The following is a 21,192-nucleotide window of genomic DNA, read 5'->3' on the forward strand; positions in this document are numbered from 1 at the left end:
GTGCGTTCAGGACCGCACGCGGGGACCAATCTGCCGGTCACCGGTGCGATTGCTTCGGTCGGTGCAGACCCGGCGAACAATGTGATCATCGCCGGCGTCGACGTGGCGCCGCGCCACGGCCAGTTCCGGTTGCGCGGCGGCGTCTGGACCTTCAGCAACTTCGGAAGTCCGGGCGCGACACTGGTCGATGGCGAGCCGGTCCATGGGGACGCGGTGCTCGCCCCGGGGTCGGCGCTGCAGCTTGGTCAGGTCCAGGTCGCATTTGCGCCGGAGGACCAGTGGCGCGACTCGACCATCGAGCGGTATGCGGATGACCCGATCCCCGCCGCGATGATGCCGGTCGCATCCTCGTCGATCTGGTCGCGAGTCTGGTTTTCACTGGCGCTGTGCGCGCTGCTGGTTGCCGTCTACTTCCTCTTCCGGACCATCTGAATGCGCTTTTCCTGCGCGGCCCGCACCGATGTCGGCGTGGTTCGCTCCGGCAACGAGGATACCTACCTGATGGCCAACGACCGCGGCCTGTTCATCGTCGCAGACGGGATGGGTGGCCACGCGGCAGGTGAAGTCGCCAGCGACATGGCGACGCGGATCATCGCCGAGCAATTCCATCCGGCCCGCGGCATGAGCGACGACGAGCTGATGTCACAGCTGGTCGCGGCGATCCGGTCTGCCAACGACGCAATCTTCCGCCGCACCCTGTCGGAGCACGACAAACGCGGCATGGGGACGACGGCGACTGTTCTCGACCTGCTCCCGCGCCGGTACATGATCGGACAGGTCGGCGATTCGCGGGCGTATCTCCTGCGGGGCGGGGTCCTCTCCCAGCTCACCAAGGACCACAGCTACGTCCAGGAGCAGGTCGACGCCGGCCGCCTTACGCCCGAAGAGGCGCGGGTCCACCCGTACGCCAACGTGATCACCCGGTGCGTCGGCTCGAGCAGCGATGTGATCCCGGACCTCTACCTCGGCACCCTCGAGGCGGACGATCTTCTCCTCCTCGCATCGGACGGCCTGACCGGCATGCTCGACGACGAGGATGTCCGGCAGATCCTGAGCGGGAGCCGTGACCTGGAAGAGATCGTCGACGCCTTGATCGCCGGCGCGAATCACCGCGGCGGGCTCGACAATGTCACGGTGATTCTCGTCCGGATCGAAGAGGTCGCTCCGCCGACTGGCGAAGTGCCCGCAATGCGCGGCTGACCGTTCGGTCGCCGCGCTGAATCAGATCGCCAACAGCTCGTCGATCGAGGCGATTTCGCGCGGTTCGCTGGTGAAGACGCGCAGCCGTCGCGCGCTCCGATAGAGCTCACCGGCGATCCGCGGGAGACCGAGTGCTCCGGCGCGACCGGCATCGGTCAGGCGCTCGACGGCGCCGCTTCTCGTCATCAAGGGCAGGTCGACGCTCAGCATCGATTCCCGCTCCGGGAAATCGATCAGCACGCCGTACGGGGGCAGGCCGAGCGCCACGGCGCCCCGCTGCTCCACCTCCCGCAGCCGCTTGTGATCGCGCCAGAGCGGATCGGTCGCCACGCGATCGGGGACGTCGCTCGCGGCGAGATCGATCGCCCGCTTGTACAGGCGGCGCTGGTGGAGAGCGGCGGTGAGTGCGGTCGGGTCTTCGCGGCTCATCACCACATCGATTTCGGCGTCGGTGAATCGCTCCACGTCCGCAAGATCGAGCACTCCCCGCGCGACGGTCGCTTCCACGGCGCGCCGGAACATGCAGGTGGCGGAGCGCACGGCGTGATGCCAGTAGACATTGCGGTACATCTGGTACTTCGCGAAGAGGACGGTCTCGAGCGCGCTGACCCCTTTCTCATGCACGCCCATTTCTCCGGACCCGTCGGCGTGACGGACAAGAGTGAGTGATGCCAGCAGGCGATCGACGTCGACCGTCCCGTACGGGACGCCACACATGCGGGCGTCGCGGCTGAGATAGTCGATCTTGTCGAGATCGAGCGACCCCGACACCAGCCCCGCGAGTGGCGAATTGCTGGTCCCCTGAATCAGCCCGGCGATCCGCTCGATGAGCTGGTCGCCTCCGATGGAACGGAGCAGGTCGCCGAGCGCCCCTTCCGCGAGGCGTCGCGCGCCGATCGCTTCGTGGTCGCCGAGGTCGGATTCCTCGAGCGCATGCGAGTAGGGATAATGTCCCAGATCGTGGAGCAGCGCGGCAAGTCGCACCGCGAGGCATTCGTCATCATCGAGTCCCGCGAGCTCTCCGCGCTCGCCGAGGATGGCCAACGCCCTGCGGGCGAGATGATAGGCACCGAGGGCGTGTTCGAACCGTGAGTGCGTGGCGCCGGGATAGACGAGGAATGCGTGTCCCAGCTGCCGGACGTACCGCAGCCGCTGCATCGCCGGGGTATCGATGGCGGCTGCAGCGGCGGGTTCGAGGCGGATGTTTTCCCAGAGCGGGTCGCGGATGATTTCGTCGACTGGCACGCTGCGCGACGGCTAGACCGTCTCCGGTTCGAGGCGCCACTGCGCGTCACTGCGCCACAGGGCGGAGAGAATCAGCTCGCGCATCCACATGAACTCCTGCGGGAGCCGGTCGTAGAGCTTCTCGAAGAGTTCGCGGTGGCCGAGCAATTCCGCTTTCCACTGCTCCCGGTCGACTGTCATCAGTCGCAGGAACGCCTCCTTGGGAAAATCGAGGCCGTCCCAGCGAATATCCTCGTAGCGTGGCATCCAGCCGATCGGGCTCTCGATTCCCGAGGACCGGCCGCGCACCCGCCCGACGACCCACTCGAGCACGCGCATGTTCTGCCCGTACCCTGGCCAGATGAACTTGCCGTTCTCGTCCTTGCGGAACCAGTTGACGCAGAAGATGCGCGGCGGATCGTTGAGTCCGCGTCCCATCTGCAGCCAATGGTTGAAGTAGTCTCCCATGTGATAGCCGCAGAAGGGCAGCATCGCGAAGGGATCGCGGCGCACATGGCCGACGGCGCCGGCTGCGGCGGCGGTGGTCTCGGAGCCGATCGTCGCGCCGAGATAGACGCCGAAGCTCCAGTTGAACGCCTGGTAGACGAGCGGCACCGTGCTGGCGCGCCGGCCGCCAAAGACGAACGCGCTGATCGGCACGCCGGCCGGATCTTCCCACGCCGGATCGATCGACGGGCACTGCGATGCCGCGGCGGTGAAGCGGGCGTTGGGATGCGCCGCCGTCGTCTTGCTCTCGGGGGTCCACGGATTGCCGCGCCAATCGGTCAGCCGCGCCGGTGGCTCCTTGGTGAGCCCTTCCCACCAGACATCGCCGTCCTCGGTGAGCGCCACGTTGGTAAAGATGGCGTTCTTCGCCATCGTGGCCATTGCATTGGGATTGGTGTCGTTCGACGTCCCCGGCGCGACGCCGAAGTATCCCGCCTCGGGGTTGATCGCGCGCAACCGCCCATCGGGGCCGGGGCGGATCCACGCAATGTCATCGCCGACGGTCGTGACGCTCCACCCGTCGTAGCCCTTGGGCGGGATCAGCATCGCGAGATTGGTCTTGCCGCACGCGCTCGGAAACCCGGCCGCGAGATAGGTCTTTTCGCCGGTCGGGCTCTTGACACCGAGAATCAGCGTGTGCTCTGCCATCCATCCTTCGTCACGCCCCATCACCGAGGCGATGCGAAGCGCGAAACATTTCTTGCCGAGCAGCGCGTTGCCGCCGTATCCCGATCCGAACGACCAGATCTGCCGCTCCTCGGGGAAGTGCACGATGTACTTCTGCTTCGCGTTGCACGGCCAGCGGACATCGGCTTCCCCCGCCTCGAGCGGTTTGCCGACCGAGTGCACGCAGGGGACGAACTCGCCGTCGCCGAGCGCGTCGAGCACGGCGCGCCCCATCCGCGTCATGATGCGCATGTTGGCCACCACATACGGTGAGTCGGAGAGCTCCACCCCGATGTGCGAGAGCGGCGAACCGATCGGGCCCATCGAGAACGGGATCACGTACATGGTGCGGCCGCGCATGGACCCGTCGAACAGTCCGCGCAGCGTCTCATGCATCTCGCGGGGATCGACCCAGTTGTTGGTCGGTCCGGCATCCTGCTTCCGATGGCTGCAGATGAAGGTCCGGTCTTCGACGCGGGCCACATCTTCAGGGTCGGAGCACGCGAGATAGGAATTGGGCCGCTTCTTCTCGTCCAGCCGCACCATCATTCCGGTTTCCACCATCTCACCGCACAGTCGGTTGTACTCCGCCTCCGACCCGTCGCACCAATGAATGTGATCGGGCTGCGTCAGCGCGGCCGTGTCATTGACCCAGGCAACGAGGCGAGGGTGTCGCACCCACTGCGGTGCGGCGGACTTGTGCGGCGATGTGGCGGTCATCAAAGCTCCAGAGCGTCCGGTACCGGGCTAGCGGCGACCGGTAATGGTCAGGGTGGCGGGGTAATGATAGAGATCTGTCACCGTCTGCCGGTCCCGGTCGCTGATCCCGTCGAACATCGGATTGGAATACATCACATCACCGACGTCGGGCGAGTGCACGAGGAGACCGATCGCATGGCCGAGCTCATGCGTCATCGTGATGCTGTAGCAGGCCGGGATCCCGGGAATCTCGTCGGCGACGACGGCGAACATGAAGATGTGAATCGGCAGCGTCAGGGTGTTGGCGTTGGTGTCGACATCGAGGTCGGTCTCGCCATCGCACTGGGGCGCCATCGACAGGATCCCCCCGCCGACGTCGGATGGTGCATTCCTGACGATGATGTCGGCGGTGGTCGAGTCGGCGACCAGCGTGGCGCGGAACTCCCCGTAGAGCGTCGCATTCTGCCACCGGGCAATCGCCGTCTCGACGTTGTCCCGGATCGGTGAATCCGATGCCACCCAGACTCGCACCGGCAGCATGCTCCGCGGCCAGTGGAAGGTGAGGGTGTCGCCGAATTCGACATCCCGGAATTCATAGATGTTCGTGACGGCGGGGGCGGCGATGTTGTTGCATCCGGCGAGCGCGAGCCCCACGGCGGCGAGGAGGAGCGGCGCGCGCATCAGAACCTCCGGCTGACGCCGACGAGCAGCGCCACGCGTTGCACCGCCTGCGCGATGCCGAAGTCCCGTGCCTGCAGCACCTCGGTGGTGAAGTTGTGGGTATCGACGCGCCCGGTGACCGTGAGATTCATCGTCGCGGTGAGAGGGTGGGTCAGCAGCAGGCCCCCCGCGACGATCCACCGGTGCGTGCCGTCGTCCTGGAAGATTCCCTGGCGCTCGGAGGGGAGATAGAAGATCATCCCGCCGCCTGCCTGCCAGTGCAGCTCGCCGCGAATCGGCCCTTCGATCAGGAGCTCGGTCGTTGCAGTCCCGACCGACGCCAGCTGGTCGTGAATCGAATCGCCGTCGGTCACGTTGAGCGCCGACCGGGAATAGCTCGCCTCCACCGTTGCCCGGTACGGACCCTTCCCGGTCGGGATCGAGAACGCCGCCGTGATGGTGGGTGCCAAGGCGGGGCGAAGCCTGGTATTGAGGATGTCGTCGACGATGATCGACGAGCTGGAGGTGACCCCCGCCGACAGACGACCGGTCGCCTGGGCGGATAACGGTGCCGCGGCCAGGATCCCGAGCGAACCGATCACGAAACGCATCCAGCCAAGATGGCGGCAAACCAGCCATCGCGTCAAATCAGCTGACCAGACTCCGCAGCAGGTCGAGCATGCGCCGGTCGTTGGTCGTCTCGTCATCGCCCTTCGGCGTTTCGAGGACCTTGGGAATGCTTGCAAAGCGCGAGTCGTTCATCAGGCGCCGGAACGGCTCCACTCCCAGCGACCCCTCACCGATCAGCTCGTGCCGGTCGCGGTGCGAGGCGAACGGCGTCTTCGAATCGTTCAGGTGGATGCAGCCGAGGAGCTCGAGCCCCAGGATTCGATCCCAGGTCTCCCACACCCCGTCATAGTCGTTCACCAGGTCGTACCCAGCGCTGTACAGGTGGCAGGTATCGGCGCAGAAGCCGACGCGGTCCCGGACGTCCTCACCCACCAGGTCCCGCAGGGTCCGTAATTCCTCGAAGGAGCGGCCGAGCGCGGTGCCGGTTCCGGCGGTCACCTCCATCAGAAGCTTCACCTGACCGGGGACCTTCCTGAGCGATTCGGTGATCCCGGCGGCGTTTCGTTCGAGGCCGGCGTCCCGGTCATCGAGGAAGTTGCCGGGGTGGGAAACGATGGCATTAAGGCCAAGGGCCTCAGATCGGGACAGTTCACCTTGAAACGCTACCGTCGACTTTTCGCGCAGCGCCTGATCAGGTGACGCCAGATTGATCAGGTACGAATCGTGCGACACAATCGCGACAAGTTCATGTTCGTCCCTGGCGCGCCCGAATGCCGTAGCGATCTCGGCGGTGATGACCGGTTCCCGCCACATGTTGGGCGTCTTGGTGAAAATCTGGATCGCCGTCGCCCCGATCGCGCGCCCGCGCCCGGGCGCGGTCGGCGGTCCACCGGCGGTGGAGACGTGGGCACCGAGATATTCCTGCTGGCGGTTTCCCGAGGTGGCGTTCTTTTGCAGGCGAGGCTCCGTGGCTGAAGTCGGTCGTTTCATCGAATCTCCATCGGCGTCGCCCCGTCCGACCATGAAGAATCGGGGGGTCCGCCCGTTGGTCGTGTTCTTTGGCGATCACGCCGCCCGCCCTGACGGTCTCGAGCGGGACCTGCTTCACGCCGGTTTCCAGGTCGCGGAGGCCGACGATATCGATCATCTCCCGGCGCGTCCGTCGCTGGTGGTAGCCACCTGCCGCACCCTTGCCGGCGATCGCCACCACCTGAATGAAGCGTTCACCTCGGCCCGCGCAACGGGCGCACAGGTTGTCGTCCTCATCGGCGAAGGCGAACCGGAGGACCTGATTCGTGCCGCCGAAGCCGGCGCAGACGAATCGATGCTCATGCCGATCGAAGCTCCGCTCCTGGTCACCCGGCTGCGCGCTCGCCTGGTGGCACCACGCGCGGCACTCAACGGCCCCAGCGGCAACGACCTCAAGCTCTTCGAAGTGCTGCAGGACGTCGCTACCGAGCTGCACCGTGACGACATGCTCCACGCCCTGGTTCGATCGCTCGGCGCAGCGCTCGACGTCCGGTCGGTGTCGTGTCTGTTGCATGCCGAGGGAAGTCCCACCGGCAGGCTGCTCGCGGCAACCGACGCTCCGAAGGTACGTGATATCGACGTCGAACTCGACAAGTGGCCGGCTGCCGTCGCAGCGCTGTCGAGCGGTGAAACAGTCTTCATGCGCGACGTCCCGGGCACCCCGGTGACCGACGCTGGCGGCACCAAAGCCGGTGGACCACCGGCGGAATACGAGACGGCCGCGGCACTGCCGTTGTCGCCACAGGGGCGGCCGATCGGGACCATCGTCCTGCGCACGCGCCGCGGTGAAACTGCGCTGAATCCCGGCGCGTTGGCGTTCGCCGAACTCGCTGTGGGTGCCACGGCACGGCTCCTCGATGCCGACGACCGCCGCGGCGCCATCTCGCGCCGGCAATCGCTCGCGTCGCTGGTCGACCCGCTCACGGGATGCGCCACGCTCGACGCGCTCGACCGGAAGATCCGCGAGGAATTCGAGCGGGCGCGCCGTTACGACGTCACCTTCGCACTCGTCCTCCTCGATGTCGACGGGATGCGGGTGATCAACGAACGACTCGGCCGGGATGGCGGGCACCGCGTTCTTGCCGATCTGGGGAGGCTGCTGCAGCGCGAACTTCGCGCTCCCGACTTCGTGGCGCGATATGGCGGCGAGGAGTTTCTCCTCCTCCTGCCTGAAACCGATCTCGAAGGTGCGCGCCTGACCGTCACGCGGATCCGCGAGAAGCTCGGTCCCGCTGGTCTGGGCGAACTACATCTCGGCGTCCGGTGCCACCTCACTGCGGGCATCGTGACCTATCCGCACGCCGGGGTGCACAAGCCCGAAGATCTCTTCTCGCTGGTCGAACAGGCGTTGCTGCGGGGGAAGGAACAGGACGTCGAGCGGATCGGCAGCGCGGCGTAATCAGTTCCGGCTCTTGAGCCACGCGATCGGATCGAGTGCAATCTGGTTGTCGCCACGAATTTCGAAGTAGAGATGCGGCCGCTTGAGCGCTGAATTCTGTCCTCCCACCGTGCCGACCACCGCGCCGCGTGCTACCTGCTCTCCCTCCTTCACGTTGGTCCCCTGCAGCTGGAAGTAGAGCGAGTAATACCCGTTGCCATGCTGGAGCACCACGCCGAGGCCGTAGGTCGAGAGGCGCTGCACCCGTACGACCTTTCCCGCGGCAACGGCCTTGACGGGTGTCCCGGCCGGTGCCGCGATGCCGATGCCGGTCCAGCGCACCACGCCGCCGTCCTTGAGCGTATCCGGCCCGAAGTTGATCACGATGTCGCCTTCCACCGGCCAATCGAGCTTGCCGATGTCGCTCGTCGACATACCGCTGGTCGCCGTCGGCGCGTTGACGGTCTCCGGCCGCGCGGCACGAATCCCCGCGTTGGCGCGTTCATTCTTCTCGAGCGTCGCGAGCAGGTCGGTGATCGTCGCCTCGTCGCGCTGCGCGGCCGTCAGTTTCTGCTTCGTCTGCTGCGACGATCGCTGCAGGTCGGTGAGTTGCGCCTGGCGGTCCTGCGCCAGCTTGTCGTAGTGGTCCATCTCGGTCTGGCGTTCCTGCCGGCTCTCATCGAGCTGTGACTTGACGCCGAGCAACCGGTCACGCTCCCGCTGGACGTTCTGGTTGAGTCGTGTCACGTCGTCGACCAGCGCGCGATCCTGCCGCGAGGTGAGGTAGAGATACTTGTAGCGCGTCAGCAGGTCGCCGAACGACTCCGCCGTCAGCAGCACCTGGAAGGTGTAGAGCGGGCCGCGGCGATAGATGTCGGCGAGCCGGCGCTGGAGCACCGCCTTGCGATCGGTGAGGTTGTCCTGCGCGAGCGTCAGTTCCGCGGAGGACCGGTCGAGTTCCGATCCGAGGCCGCTGATCTGGTGTTCGATCTCGTTGACCAGCCGGTTGGTGGCGTCGCGCTGACGCTCGAGGTTTCGCAGCGCCGCTCCGACGTCGCTCACTTCCCCCTGCAACTGAAGCTGCTGGCGTTCGAGCGTGACCCGCTCCTGGCGGATTTCGTCGAGGCGTTTGCGCGATTGCGCGAGATCAGGCTGCTGTGCCCACGCCGGGAGAGCGACGAAGACGAGGGAGGCAAGGGCAACAACCAGCGTCGACGTCCGCCGCTGCCACCGGGGCGCGAACGCCGCCGGCGCCGCGGGAATCACACCTTCCTCAGGTGGCGACCGACCGATACCAGCGAGCCACCGAAGCCGAGCAGGACGCCAAAGATGACGAGCAGGATGACCTCGCCCGGCCCGAAGAACGACAGGCCGACGCCAAGCCCCATGCGCTGCGCCTTGAAGAGGGCGAAGACGCTGGCGCAGAGGAGGGTCGCCACCACGCCGCCGAGGAATCCCTTGATCGCGCCCTCAAGGAGGAACGGGCCGCGAATGAACCAGTCGGTGGCGCCGACCAGCCGCATGATGCTGATCTCGCGGGCGCGCTGCAGGACCGTGATCCGGATGGTCACACCGGTGATGACGATCGACACCAGCGCAAAGGCGAAGCCGATGGCCAGGCCGATCAGTCCTGCGATGTTGCGCAGCGAGTCGAGGCGTTTCACCCAGTCCTGCCCGTAACGCACGTCGTCGACGAAATCGAACCCCTGCATCCGCTCCGCGACCGCTGCGGCGTGGGTTGCGTCGCGGTCCTCGGGCTTCAGGGTGAGCTCGATCGACGGCGGCAGCGGATTGGTCTCGAGGTCCTTGTACGCCTCCTGGAACTCGGTCAGTTCCCGCCGCGCGCGCGCGAGAGCGCTGTCTTCGGAGACGTATTGCACACCGAGGATTTCCGGAAACGCGGCAATGTCCGACATCGCGGCGCTGATCTGCTGGCTCGGCGTATCACGCTTGATGAACGCGACGACCTGCACCCGCTCGGCGACCTGCCGCATCGCGCTGCGCAGGTTGAGTGCGACCAGGCCGAAGAGTCCGGTCACGAAGAGGGCGAAGGCGATCATGATCACCGACAGCGCCGACAGTGTGCGGGTGCGCGTGAACGACTGCAGCGCTTCGCGGGTGACGAGATTCACCACTGCTCCGTGGCGTCGGCGTCGGAATCAAAGACGAGGCGGCCGTCGCGCATCTCCAGCGTCCGCTTCCCGGCGTGCCGTACCAGATCGAGATCGTGCGTCGCCATGACGACGACGGTACCCGACGTGTTGATATCGCAGAGAAGCTGGAAGACGCCGCGGGTCGCCCGCTCGTCGAGATTGCCGGTCGGTTCATCCGCGAGGAGGATCGGCGGATCATTCACCAGCGCCCGCGCGATGGCAACGCGTTGCTGCTCGCCGCCGGAGAGTTCGCGGGGCAGCGCTTCGAGCTTGGACGAGAGACCGACCTGTTCGAGGACGCGGTTGACGCGCGCCGGGATGATGTCGGGGCGCGCGCCGGTGACTTCGAGCGCGAACGCCACATTCTCGGCGGCGGTGCGGTCCTCCAGCAACCGGAAATCCTGGAACACCACGCCAAGCCGGCGCCGCAGCCTCGGAACCTCGTCGCGCTTGAGCGAACCGATGCCGAATCCGGACACACGGACATCGCCCGACGTCGGCCGCTCTTCGGCGAACATCAACTTGAGCACGGTCGTCTTGCCGGCGCCGGAATGCCCCGTCAGGAAGACGAATTCGCCGCGACCGACATGAAAGGACACTTCGCCGAGCGCCGAGTCGGTGCCGGTGGGATACTGTTTGGTGACCTTCGTGAATCGGATCACTTCAGCGCGTCCGCCAGGTCCTTGAGCAGATCTTCAGTGTCCTCGCATCCGCAGGAGAGCCGGAGAAATCCGTCGGGAATGCCCAGGCTCGCGCGGTCCTCGGCGCTGAGCGCCTTGTGCGACGTCAGACGCGGCTCGCTGATCAGCGATTCGACGCCGGCCAGCGACGGCGCGTGGGTGATCACCTTGAGCCGCTGCAGGAATCGGTGCGCCGCCGGCGCGCCGCCTTTCAGCACCAGCCCGACCAGTCCGCCGTACCCGTCGAAGAGTCTCGCCGCGATGGCATGATCCGGATGCGCACGGAGCCCGGGATAGTGCACCGCTGCGAATTCCGGCCGCGAAGCCGCCCACTTGGCGATCGCCATCGCATTGGTGTTGGCCCGCTCCACGCGCAGCGGCATCGTCTTGAGTCCGCGCGAGACGAGCCACGCCGCATGCGGGTCGATCGACGGGCCCCACGCCCGCATCAGCCGGGTGACTTCGTCGATGATCGACGCCGATGCGGCCACGGCGCCGGCGATCACGTCGCTGTGCCCGTTGAGATACTTGGTGGCGCTGGTGATGACGATGTCGGCGCCGTGCTCGATCGGGCGGAAGTTGACCGGTGACGCAAAGGTGGAATCGACGATCAATGCGATCCCGTGCTCGCGCGCCAGCTTGGAGAGCGCCGGAACGTTGACCACCCGCATCACGGGATTGGTGAGCGCCTCGACGAAAATCGCGCGAGTGTTCTTGCGGATCGCCTTGCGCCACGCCCGTGGTTGATCGGGATCGACGTAGGTGATGCTGATGCCGTGCCGGATGAACTCATTGTCGAACAGGACGCGGGTCCCGCCGTAGATCCACAAGGCAGAGACCAGATGATCTCCCGGCCGCAGCACCGCGAGATGCCCCAGTGCCGTCGCCGCCATCCCGCTCGCCACGAAGATGGCGCGTTCGGCGCCCTCGAGGAGCGCGTACTTGGTGGCGAGCTCGACCTGGTTGGGATTGTTGCCGTAGCGGGTGTAGAGGACTTCGTCGTCGCTGCCGAGCGGATTGCGAAAGGTCGCGCTCTGGTAGATCGGGAGGACGGCGGGACTCCAGTCGTCGCCACGGCGCGGCTTGCCGTGAATCGAGATCGTGGACAACCCGTGTCGGCGGGTCATGCGACGGCTCCAATGGCGAAAGTTTCGTCGGGGTACGAGACGACGCAGCGATGCTGCGTGAGACCACGCAACGCATCAGCGGCGCGGCTCACCGGCCAGTCGAGGGCGTCCGCCACGGGGTTGATCGGGGCGCGGCCGATCCGGTCGAGCGCACCGAACGCCGTCCGCCAATCGTCGGGTGCCGCACCGAGGAGGCGCGGCTGCACCGCGTTGACGAGAATCGCGACCACGAGCAGATCGTACCGTGACAGCGCCTGTTCGATCGCGTCGGCGTGGTGCTCCTGCACGCCGCGCAGCACCAGCCGCGGCACGCCCTGATCGAGCGTCGCGACCAGCAGCTTGGCAACCACCTCGTCGGCGCAGGAGAAATCGACCAGCCCGACCTCGGAAAAGTCGAGTTCGGCGTCGTCGTCGCCGGTGTCGCGCAGGACGGTGAGCACGCGGTGACGCACCGCGGCACCGGTGGGGCGGGTCACCAGGTCGCGATACGGCGTCGACACCGCTTCGCGTAGCACGATATCGAGACGGATGATCGTGCTCATGCCGCCGGATCCTTGCCGGGGATGACGATCGTCACCTGTGATCCCGGAAACCATGGCAAGTTTTCCATGCGCGGCAATTCGTCGTCCCAGCCAGGGACGATCGCCACCCGTGCCGTGCCGCTGCGGACCGAGATCTTTCCTTCCCAGCGGGCGAGATAGCGCTTGATCCCAGCGAAACCCTGGCCACGACCGGGATCGCGGAAGCGCGAGACGCCATGAATCAGCGCAGTCTCAATCGCCTGGGCGTCGCCCCAGCGGTCGCCGAAGCGACGGCTCTGCGTCGCATCGAGCGAGCGGCGGAAGCCGATCCCTGCGTCACTCACGGCGATCACGGCCACCTTTCGCCCGCCGAGCCGGCGGCGATATACGTAGACATGCACCGCGACCCATCCCGCGGTGCCGGCGTGTTCGACGATATTCTGGCACGCCTCCGACAGCGATTGCCCGAATCCACCGACGACGCTCGGCTCGAGTTCCAGTTCGTGCTTGAGAATCTGCGTTGCATGTTCCGTCAGACGCCCGACGATCTCCATCACGTCGGCGACGTTCCGAATGATCGTCAGCGGCAGCAGGATGTCGCTAGTCTCGTCCACCCGACGGCGCGGCACCTTGCCGTGCACCTGAAAGAGCTTTTCGGCGTCGCGGAGCACGCCGGCCTTCGCCCAGTACGACGCCACGCCATCGGCGGCGGGAAGCGCCAGCTCCGGCGTCGGGGCGCCAAGCTCGGCGAGCGCCTGTCCCAATGTCAGCAGCGCCACGAATCCCGCCGGCGACGCCCACTCTGTTGCATGAGCATCGACCAGGATCCGCTCTTCGGGAGGCCACGGCCCGAGACCGGCCGCGAGCTGATCGACGGAGAGATGATCGAGATGCTGTGGAACCGGAACGACGCGGGTCACGCTGGCACCAGTTCGCCGCGAAGGTGGCGTCCCAGTCCACCTGCACCGCGGAACGAGACGCTGCGCGCCGCAGCGCGATTCGCCGCATCCAGCGCGTCGGCGATGGCATCACCCGCGACAAGCCGGGCACAGCACGTGGCGCCGAAGACATCGCCGCAGCCGGTGGGATCTCCCGGGTCGACCGCCGGTGGCGCCACGATCGCGGTGCGGAGAATCGCTTCGCGCGGCGGGATGTCGCGCGGCGAGCCGTGGAGGACGTCGAGCCGCTCGAAACCGGGGCGAGCGACATAGGCCACGCCGCGCGGACCGAGCGTCACGTTCAACAGCGAGACCCCCGCGGCGATCGCATCGGAAGCAATCGACAACGGGTCGGGGCCGAGCTGGAGCATCTCGTCTTCGTTCAGCTGCACCATATCAAAATGCGCGAACCACGCCGGTGCATTCGGCAGCGGCTGCAGCCGCCGAATTCCGTCCGGGTGCATGCCGAGAAAGAGCGAGTGAAGGTCGGCGTAGATCGGTCCGCGGAATCCGTGACGGAGCGCCTCTGCGGTGCCGAGGCACATCTCGAATCCGGAGATGAAATTGAGGTAGAGGGCATCGAGATCGTGAACCAGCGGCCCGAGCTCAGGCCAGGTCCACCCCGGCACCCCTCCCGACATCCGTTCGCAGCGCCGTTCGGCCGATTGATACCAGAGCGTCACCCGGTTGTTCGCCACCGGGACTTCGATGCAGCGTGCGGTCGGCGCGAGACGCTCCAGCGTGCCGAGGAATTCGGCGGCGCGCGGCGCCAGGTCGCGGCCGACCTTGACCAGCGGGACCATCTCCCAGTCGGGCGGCAGCGCCGCGTCCATCCCGGCGAGCGCGTACGCGATTCCGCCCCACTCCTCGGCGACCGCTCCGGACGGGTCGCGACCGTGGATCTCATCCCAGACGAGCGAACCGAGCACGCCGATGCGTGGCATCAGACGGCCCCGCTCGCCCGCTGATCGAGGAACGCCCGCGCCGCCCCGTACACGCCGGCGAGGCCGGCGAGCGCGCCGGGAACGATGGTGCATGCCGCAACCGCCGACGGGAACGCGCGCGCGGCGACTTCGCGTCGGAGCGGCTCGAAAAGCTGAGCGTGCGCATGGGTCACGCCGCCCAGGATCACGACCACGTCGGGGTTGAAGATGTTGAGGAGGTTCGCCACGCCGATTCCAAGATACCGTGCCGTGTCGTCCGCCACCTGCTGGGCGAGTGGGTCACCTGCTGCGGCCGCATGGTAGACGAGCTCGGCGGTGATCGCGGTGAGGTCGCCGCTGGCCATCTCGCGCAGCGCACTTGGCGCGCTCCCCTGCAGCCGCTCGCGCGCCCGGCGCGCGATGTTCTTGCCCGACGCGAAGACTTCGAGGCAGCCGTGCTGGCCGCAGCCACACCTGGGGCCGTTGAAGTCGATCACCATGTGACCGAACTCGCCGGCGGCGTCCGACGCTCCATGATACAGCACGCCGTCGAGCACCAGCGCGCCGCCGATGCCGGTGCCGAGGGTGAGGCCGATCACCTGTTTTCCATGCTTCGCGGCGCCGACCCACGTCTCGGCGTGCACGGCGCAGTTGGCGTCGTTCTCGATCGCGGTTGCCATCCCGGTGCCGCGCGCCAGTTCGTCGCGCAGCGGGAGGTTGGTCCAGCCGAGGTTCGGGGTGACGAGGACGATCCCGCGTGAGACATCGAGCGGACCGGGCGCACCGGCGCCGACGCCGAGGATCTCCGCGGACTGATCGGCCTTCCGCACCGCGGCGGTCGCCTCGGCGGTCATCTCGACGAGATCGGCGATCACCGCGGCGGAACCGCGCTCCGGCCGCGTCGGGCGGGAACGATCGCCCACCACGCGTGAGCCATCGACCGCGACCGCGCCGACGACACAATTGGTCCCGCCGATATCGATCCCGATGATCCACTGCATCAGCGGATCCGTTCCATGCTTGCCTCGGAGAGATCTGTAGTTGCCGGGAGCTGCGCGCCGGTGAGAACAGCATCGTAGATGGCCAGAAGCTGCGGCGCCAGCCGGTCGCCATCAAACCGGCGCGCGTGGGCCGCGCCGTCGCGCCGCATCGCAGTGGCAACGCTGGAATTGCCAAGGATCGAGGCGATCGTCTCTGCCCACGCCGCGGGGTTCTCAGGATCGGCATATCGGGCGGCGCTTCCACCGGCTTCGTGCAGGTGCCCGCCGGCCGCGGCGATCACCGGGATCCCCGCACTCTGCCCCTCCACGATCGGCATCCCGAATCCCTCGATTCGCGACGGATACAATGCGATCGCGGCAGATTGTACGAGCGCCGGAAGATCTTCCGCCGAAACTGTCGTGAGAATCCGGACCCGCCGATCGAGCCCAGCTGCCGCGATCGCACGGCGCAACGCGGGGCCTTCGCCGCCGTCGCGGCCCACCAGGATCAGCGGGAGGGTGGCGGTGGGCGGCAGCAGCGCCATCGCGGCGACGAGGACCGCGTGGTTCTTCCGGGCTTCCAGCGTGCCCACACTGAGCAGGTATTCCGACGGCAGCCCGTAGCGCGCGAGCGCGGCCTCACGCTCCGGCGCCGGGATCGGCGCCGCAAAGGCCGGATTGCGCGCCGGCGGGACGACGGCGATCCGCGACGGATCGATCTCGTAGCGATCGATCAGTTCCTGCCGGGTCCTGGCGCTCACGGCAACGACCGCCGTGGCGTGGCGCGCGCTCCACCGATACCGCCAGCGATAGCTCCAGCGATCGGCGATCGGGAACCATCCCGGATGCGCCTCATAGATAAGGTCGTGAAAGGTCACGACCGACCGGATCCCGGTGGCTGGCAGGTCGCGGGGGATCTCATGGCTGAGGCCGTGGTAGAGATCGATCGCGTCGGTTGCCGCGTCGCGCCCAAGATCGAAGGTGCGCCAGATCGCGCGAACGCCGAAGCGCTGCCAACGCCGCGGCGGCAGATGGAGTTCGGCGCCAAGTGTTTCGGGGAGCGCCGCGAACTCGGGCCGGGGTGTCCGCGGCGAATAGAGATGCATCGGGAGGGCAGGGTTGGCGCGTCGCAGGCCGGCGAGGACGCCGCGCGAATAGCTTCCCAAGCCGGTGCGGTTGCGCAGGGCGCGGACCGCGTCGAACCCGATCCGCGGTGCAGTCACGGCGCTAGTCGACCTGAAGCACGGCCAGGAACGCCTCCTGCGGAATCTCCACGCTGCCGACCTGCTTCATCCGCTTCTTTCCTTCCTTCTGCTTTTCCAGGAGCTTGCGCTTCCGGGTGATGTCGCCGCCGTAGCACTTGGCGAGGACGTCCTTCCGCAGCGCCGAAATCGACTCGCGAGCGATCACCTTGTTGCCGATCGCCGCCTGGATCGCCACCGCGAAAAGCTGCCGCGGAATCAGTTCCTTCAGTTTCTCCGCGATCTTGCGTCCCCACTCGTACGCCTTGTCGCGATGGATGATCACGCTGAAGGCGTCGATCGGGTCGCCGTTGAGAAGCATGTCGAGCTTCACCAGCGGCGATTCGCGGAACCCCGCCAGCTCGTAGTCGAGCGACGCGTAGCCGCGGGAAATCGATTTCAGCTTGTCGTAGAAATCGAGGACGATCTCGCCCAAGGGGAAGTCGAAGGTGAATTCGACGCGCGAGGCGTCGAGATAGGTCATGCCGAGATAGTCGCCGCGCCGCTCCTGCCCCAGGCTCATGATCCCGCCGATGTACTCCGACGGCGCCATGATCCGCGCACGGACGTATGGCTCCTCGATCCGCGTGATGTTGGCGGGGTCGGGAAGGGCACTGGGATTCTCCACCAGCATCATCTCGCCGTCGGTGCGGAAGACGTGGTATTCCACCGTCGGGACCGTGGTGATCAGCGACAGCGAGAACTCGCGCTCCAGCCGCTCCTGGACGATTTCGAGGTGGAGCAGGCCGAGGAATCCGCAGCGGAAGCCGAAGCCGAGCGCGGTGGATGATTCCGGCTCGTATTGGAGGGATGCGTCGTTGAGTCGCAATTTCTCCAGAGCGTCGCGAAGGTCTTCGTACTGCGCGGCGTCGGTCGGATAGACGCCGGCGAAGACCATCGACTTGACCTCCCGATATCCCGGGAGGAGTTCGCCGGCAGGCTGCGCCGCGTCAAAGACGGTATCGCCGACACGCGCGTCGCGCACGTCGCGAAGATTGGCGATGACATAGCCGACTTCGCCGGCGGCGAGCTGGTCGGTGCGGCGCTGCCCGAGCGTGAGCACTCCGACTTCGTCGACCTCGTAGACATCACCCGGATGTGCACCGAACGCGACCTGCATGCCGGGGCGCAGCGTGCCGTCGACGACGCGCACGCTGGGGATCACGCCCCGGTAGCGGTCATAGTACGAGTCGAAGATCAACGCGCGAAGCGGCGCACTGGCGGTTCCGCGCGGTGCGGGGACGCGGGCGACGATCGCTTCGAGGAGTTCGGGAACGCCGGTCCCGTCCTTCGCCGACACCGCGAGGATCTCCTCGCGCTTGGCACCGATCAGGTCGATGATCTCCTTGGCGCGCCGCTCCGGCTCGGCGCCGGGGAGATCGATCTTGTTGAGGACCGGGATGATCTCGAGCCCGGCATCGAGCGCCAGGAAGAGGTTCGACAGCGTCTGTGCCTGGATCCCCTGCGACGCGTCGACCACGAGGATCGCGCCTTCGCATGCCGCGAGCGATCGCGACACTTCGTAGGTGAAGTCGACGTGCCCCGGCGTGTCGATGAGGTTGAGCTCGTACTCGACGCCGTCGCGCGCGGTGTAACCCATCCGCACGGCGTTGAGCTTGATGGTGATCCCGCGCTCGCGCTCGAGGTCCATCGTGTCGAGGAGCTGTTCCCGCATGTCGCGCTTCGCCACGGTGCCGGTGATCTCGATCAGCCGGTCGGCAAGGGTCGACTTGCCGTGATCGATATGCGCCACAATACAGAAGTTTCGAACGCGTGCCTGATCCATGCGCAAATATAGAAGCGGCCCGGACTATATTCTCGCCCCAATGACACCGGGCCGCCGCGGTCTTTCACCCCAGGTCGGGATGCTGTTCGTCGTCCTCTTCTGGGCCGGCAACTTCACCGCGGCCAAGATCGCCTTCACCCAGCTCGATCCGCTCGCCTTCACCGCCCTGCGGTTCCTCATCGCCTCGACGGTCTTCTGGATGGTTGTCCGGGTGGTGGAAGGGCCGGCACCGCTGCCGCGCGGAGCGTTCTGGCAGCTCGTCTGCCTCGGCGTGATCGGCAACACCATCTATCAGATCTGCTTCATGGAAGGGCTCCAGCGCACCTCGGCGATCAAGAGCTCGCTGATCATCGCCGGGATGCCGGCGCTGGTGACGATGACCGCCGGGGTGCTGGGGATCGAACGAGTCACCACCAAGCAGCGGATTGCGGTCCTGGTGGCGACGGCCGGTGTGGTGGCAGTGGTCCTCGGCCGCGGCGGGTCGCTCGACCATGGCTTCGGCACCGGCGAGGAGCTGCTCCTCGGCGCGGTGGTGATGTGGACGGCGTACACCCTGATGCTGCGGCGGTGGAACCTGGCGATGTCGCCGCTGCGACTGACCGCGTGGACGATGTACACCGGGACGCCGGGGCTGGTCATTGTCGGGATTCCCGCGATCCGCCATACGCCGTGGCTGCATATCGGGGCCGCGCCGTGGGCGGGACTGTTCTACTCGTCGCTACTGTCGCTGGTGGCGGCGTACACCTTCTGGAACCGCGGCGTGGCGATGCTCGGCGCGGCGCGCACTGTAGTATTCAATACCATAGTACCGCTGGTGGCGACGGTGATCGCGATCGTGATGCTCGGCGAGCGGCCGGGGTGGATCCATGTGGTGGGCGGGGCGCTGATCGTGGGCGGGGTGCTGCTGACCGGCGGGGCGGTGCCGCCGGAGGGGTGAGACAACGTGCTAGGGCTGGAGCGCTTCCACCCGCGCCATCGCCCGCCGCAGATGCGGGATCACGATGCTCCCCCCCACCACCAAGCCCACCGAAAAGATCTCGAGGAACTCCTCCCTCGTGACGCCTTCTTCATGACACCGGATCACGTGATACGTGATGCAGTCGTCGCAGCGCAACACCAGGCTCGACACCAGCCCCAGCATCTCCTTCGTCTTCGTGCCGAGCGCGCCCGGTTCGTAGGCGCGATGGTCGAGCGCAAAGAACCGGTTGATGGTGAGATTCCCCGCGCCGAGGATGATGTCGTTCATCTTCGAGCGGAAGGCGTTGAACTCCTCGATGGTACTCGTCTCGTCGCTCATGGCCGGCGGCTCACCGGCGGCGCGCGATGCTCGATCACCACCGTCTGGTAGCTCTGCGGGTTCCACTCCGGCTTGGTCGGCGAATTGGCGATCTCGATGCCGAGGTAGAAGGCGAGCTGCGCCACGCGCGACAATTTGCTCGTGTCGATCAGCTTCACTTCATCATCAGGACGATGATACTGCGGGTGCGTGCCATTGAAGAAGAAGAGGACCGGCACGCCGTTGCGGGCAAAGTTGAAATGATCCGACCGCGTGTAGAAGCTCTCCTCCGGCCAGATATCGTCCGACGCAATCAGGTGCAGCTCGGGATGCGCGGCGTCGACGCGCGCCAGCGTCTGCCCCATGTCCGAGTGCTCCTTCCCGATCACCACGATCGAATCGGGACTGTTCCGGCCGATCATGTCCATGTTGATGTCGGCGACGATATTCCCGAGCGGCACCGGCGGGTGCGCCACGAAGTACGCCGAGCCGAGTAACCCCTTCTCCTCACCCGAGACATTGAGGATGATGATCGAGCGGCGAGTGTGCCCCTTGAGGCTCGCCACCGCTTCGGCGATCGACAGCACACCGGTTGTCCCGGAGCCGTCATCGTCGGCGCCGTTGCAGATGCTGTCGGCCCCCTTCGCGCTGCACCCGCCGACGCCGTCACCGGCGCGGCCGACATGATCCATATGTCCGGAGAAGACGACGTACTCGTGCTTGAGCACCGAATCGGTTCCCGGGAAGACGGCCACCACATTCGGCGCGCTGTTGCGCGAGACCGTCTCGTCCTTGGCGATGATCGTGATTTCTTCCTGCGGCGGCACATCCATGATCACCGGCGTCGGCGACGCGCGCATCGCCGCGAAGTCGGGAAGGTTCTGCAGCTCCGCAATCAGCGAGTCGTGCGCCACGACGGTGAGGACGCCGGTCGTCGGCACCCCCTCGACGACCGGCCGCGGGTTTCCATCGCGCATCACCGCGGCGACGGTGGCGCGGAACGCCGCGGGATCGGTCGATTGAAAGATCACCAGTGCCGCGGGCCCCTTCTGTATGATGGCGCGAGTGACCTGCTGATTGTCGGCGGCGCGCGCTGGATTCTGGATGAACGCGACCAGCGTCCCGGCGAGATTGAGCGGAGCGATGTCGACCGCCGTGACCGCGCCCGAGATCAGCTTCGCCGGGCCAGTGATCGGCGTTGCGGTCATCGGTCCGGAGACCGTCGCCCAGGTGGTGAGCGGAAAGCGCTGCGTGTTGCCGCCGCCCGACACGATCAACGTCGATGTGGTCGGCTCCGGCCGCACCCGCCCCAGCGTGTAGCGCTGCAGGAAGGTGGCGCTGTCGCCAAGGGGGGTGAATCCCCACCGGCGATAATTGTCGGCGAGGTATCGCGCCGTGAGCTCCAGCCCGCGACTCGGCGTGTTCCGCCCCTCCATCGAGTCATCGGCGATCACCGAAATCCGTTGCAGCGCCTTCTCCGGCGTGATCAGCGCGCCGGCGGCGCGGATCTCGGCGTCGGTCGCGACGCTCCCGGGTGCTGGCTGCGGTACCGCGGCCGGACGATGCCCGCCGCACGCCGCGGCGGCGATCGTCACAAGGGCAAGTCCTGCGCATGATCGGAACATCGGTCCTCG

General features: G+C 66.7%; 21 protein-coding genes. 4 read left to right on the top strand and 17 right to left on the bottom strand.

The window, feature by feature from the left end:
• Together VGM20_04500 and VGM20_04505 are read left to right on the top strand one after the other, a co-directional pair.
• Entirely contained in the window at positions 1 to 432 is a 432-nt protein-coding gene (locus VGM20_04500; protein HEY4100120.1) for an FHA domain-containing protein, read from the top strand.
• The gene (locus tag VGM20_04505) at positions 433 to 1,200 is read left to right on the top strand and encodes a Stp1/IreP family PP2C-type Ser/Thr phosphatase (GenBank protein ID HEY4100121.1); all 768 of its coding nucleotides are present in this window, start codon (positions 433 to 435) and stop codon (positions 1,198 to 1,200) included. It abuts the gene before it with no gap.
• Positions 1,201 to 1,221: 21 nt separating this feature from the next.
• Here the strand turns inward: VGM20_04505 and VGM20_04510 are convergent, their stop codons facing one another.
• The 5 genes from VGM20_04510 to VGM20_04530 are packed head-to-tail and all read right to left on the bottom strand — an operon-like array spanning position 1,222 to position 6,516.
• Entirely contained in the window at positions 1,222 to 2,445 is a 1,224-nt protein-coding gene (locus VGM20_04510) for an HD domain-containing protein (protein HEY4100122.1), read from the bottom strand.
• A 12-nt stretch (positions 2,446 to 2,457) separates the two neighbouring features.
• Complete coding sequence (locus VGM20_04515) at positions 2,458 to 4,317, bottom strand: phosphoenolpyruvate carboxykinase (GTP) (protein HEY4100123.1); 1,860 nt, start codon at positions 4,315 to 4,317, stop codon at positions 2,458 to 2,460.
• 27 nt (positions 4,318 to 4,344) lie between these two features.
• Positions 4,345 to 4,977 (bottom strand): hypothetical protein, encoded by a 633-nt coding sequence (locus VGM20_04520; GenBank protein ID HEY4100124.1) that lies wholly within the window; start codon positions 4,975 to 4,977, stop codon positions 4,345 to 4,347.
• Positions 4,977 to 5,567 (bottom strand): hypothetical protein, encoded by a 591-nt coding sequence (locus VGM20_04525; GenBank protein HEY4100125.1) that lies wholly within the window; start codon positions 5,565 to 5,567, stop codon positions 4,977 to 4,979. Before VGM20_04525 ends, VGM20_04520 begins: the two co-directional genes overlap by 1 nt.
• 37 nt (positions 5,568 to 5,604) lie before the next feature.
• Positions 5,605 to 6,516: a deoxyribonuclease IV gene (locus VGM20_04530; GenBank protein ID HEY4100126.1), complete on the bottom strand. Its 912-nt coding sequence runs from the start codon at positions 6,514 to 6,516 to the stop codon at positions 5,605 to 5,607.
• 31 nt (positions 6,517 to 6,547) lie between these two features.
• Here VGM20_04530 and VGM20_04535 point away from each other — a divergent pair, with 31 nt between their 5' ends.
• Positions 6,548 to 7,954 carry a diguanylate cyclase gene (locus VGM20_04535; GenBank protein HEY4100127.1) on the top strand — a complete coding sequence of 469 codons (1,407 nt, stop codon included), beginning with the start codon at positions 6,548 to 6,550 and terminating at the stop codon, positions 7,952 to 7,954.
• Here the strand turns inward: VGM20_04535 and VGM20_04540 are convergent, their stop codons facing one another.
• The 10 genes from VGM20_04540 to lepA are packed head-to-tail and all read right to left on the bottom strand — an operon-like array spanning position 7,955 to position 18,282.
• Positions 7,955 to 9,199: a peptidoglycan DD-metalloendopeptidase family protein gene (locus VGM20_04540; protein ID HEY4100128.1), complete on the bottom strand. Its 1,245-nt coding sequence runs from the start codon at positions 9,197 to 9,199 to the stop codon at positions 7,955 to 7,957. It abuts the gene before it with no gap.
• The gene (locus VGM20_04545; protein ID HEY4100129.1) at positions 9,196 to 10,065 is read right to left on the bottom strand and encodes a permease-like cell division protein FtsX; all 870 of its coding nucleotides are present in this window, start codon (positions 10,063 to 10,065) and stop codon (positions 9,196 to 9,198) included. Before VGM20_04545 ends, VGM20_04540 begins: the two co-directional genes overlap by 4 nt.
• A complete protein-coding gene (gene ftsE, locus VGM20_04550; GenBank protein ID HEY4100130.1) occupies positions 10,062 to 10,748 on the bottom strand; it encodes a cell division ATP-binding protein FtsE in 687 nt (228 codons plus the stop codon). Before ftsE ends, VGM20_04545 begins: the two co-directional genes overlap by 4 nt.
• Complete coding sequence (locus VGM20_04555; GenBank protein ID HEY4100131.1) at positions 10,745 to 11,893, bottom strand: PLP-dependent aspartate aminotransferase family protein; 1,149 nt, start codon at positions 11,891 to 11,893, stop codon at positions 10,745 to 10,747. Before VGM20_04555 ends, ftsE begins: the two co-directional genes overlap by 4 nt.
• A complete protein-coding gene (locus VGM20_04560; protein HEY4100132.1) occupies positions 11,890 to 12,435 on the bottom strand; it encodes a hypothetical protein in 546 nt (181 codons plus the stop codon). Before VGM20_04560 ends, VGM20_04555 begins: the two co-directional genes overlap by 4 nt.
• On the bottom strand, positions 12,432 to 13,334 hold the full coding sequence (locus VGM20_04565) for an ATP-binding protein (GenBank protein ID HEY4100133.1): 903 nt from the start codon (positions 13,332 to 13,334) through the stop codon (positions 12,432 to 12,434). The genes VGM20_04560 and VGM20_04565 overlap by 4 nt, the downstream gene beginning before the upstream one ends.
• Positions 13,331 to 14,296, bottom strand: coding sequence for a PfkB family carbohydrate kinase (locus VGM20_04570; GenBank protein ID HEY4100134.1), 966 nt, complete (start codon positions 14,294 to 14,296; stop codon positions 13,331 to 13,333). The genes VGM20_04565 and VGM20_04570 overlap by 4 nt, the downstream gene beginning before the upstream one ends.
• Positions 14,296 to 15,276 (bottom strand): ROK family protein, encoded by a 981-nt coding sequence (locus VGM20_04575; protein HEY4100135.1) that lies wholly within the window; start codon positions 15,274 to 15,276, stop codon positions 14,296 to 14,298. The genes VGM20_04570 and VGM20_04575 overlap by 1 nt, the downstream gene beginning before the upstream one ends.
• A complete protein-coding gene (locus tag VGM20_04580; protein HEY4100136.1) occupies positions 15,276 to 16,478 on the bottom strand; it encodes a glycosyltransferase family 1 protein in 1,203 nt (400 codons plus the stop codon). Before VGM20_04580 ends, VGM20_04575 begins: the two co-directional genes overlap by 1 nt.
• A 4-nt stretch (positions 16,479 to 16,482) precedes the next feature.
• Positions 16,483 to 18,282 (bottom strand): translation elongation factor 4, encoded by a 1,800-nt coding sequence (gene lepA / locus VGM20_04585; GenBank protein ID HEY4100137.1) that lies wholly within the window; start codon positions 18,280 to 18,282, stop codon positions 16,483 to 16,485.
• A gap of 40 nt (positions 18,283 to 18,322) precedes the next feature.
• Between lepA and VGM20_04590 the strand changes: the two genes are divergently transcribed.
• Positions 18,323 to 19,219 (top strand): DMT family transporter, encoded by an 897-nt coding sequence (locus VGM20_04590; protein ID HEY4100138.1) that lies wholly within the window; start codon positions 18,323 to 18,325, stop codon positions 19,217 to 19,219.
• A 9-nt stretch (positions 19,220 to 19,228) separates the two neighbouring features.
• Here the strand turns inward: VGM20_04590 and VGM20_04595 are convergent, their stop codons facing one another.
• Together VGM20_04595 and VGM20_04600 are read right to left on the bottom strand one after the other, a co-directional pair.
• On the bottom strand, positions 19,229 to 19,579 hold the full coding sequence (locus VGM20_04595) for a carboxymuconolactone decarboxylase family protein (protein ID HEY4100139.1): 351 nt from the start codon (positions 19,577 to 19,579) through the stop codon (positions 19,229 to 19,231).
• Positions 19,576 to 21,183 (bottom strand): M28 family peptidase, encoded by a 1,608-nt coding sequence (locus tag VGM20_04600; GenBank protein HEY4100140.1) that lies wholly within the window; start codon positions 21,181 to 21,183, stop codon positions 19,576 to 19,578. The genes VGM20_04595 and VGM20_04600 overlap by 4 nt, the downstream gene beginning before the upstream one ends.
• Positions 21,184 to 21,192: the final 9 nt, after the last annotated feature.

Source organism: Gemmatimonadales bacterium (genome assembly GCA_036500345.1).
Classification (GTDB): Bacteria; Gemmatimonadota; Gemmatimonadetes; order Gemmatimonadales; family GWC2-71-9; genus Palsa-1233.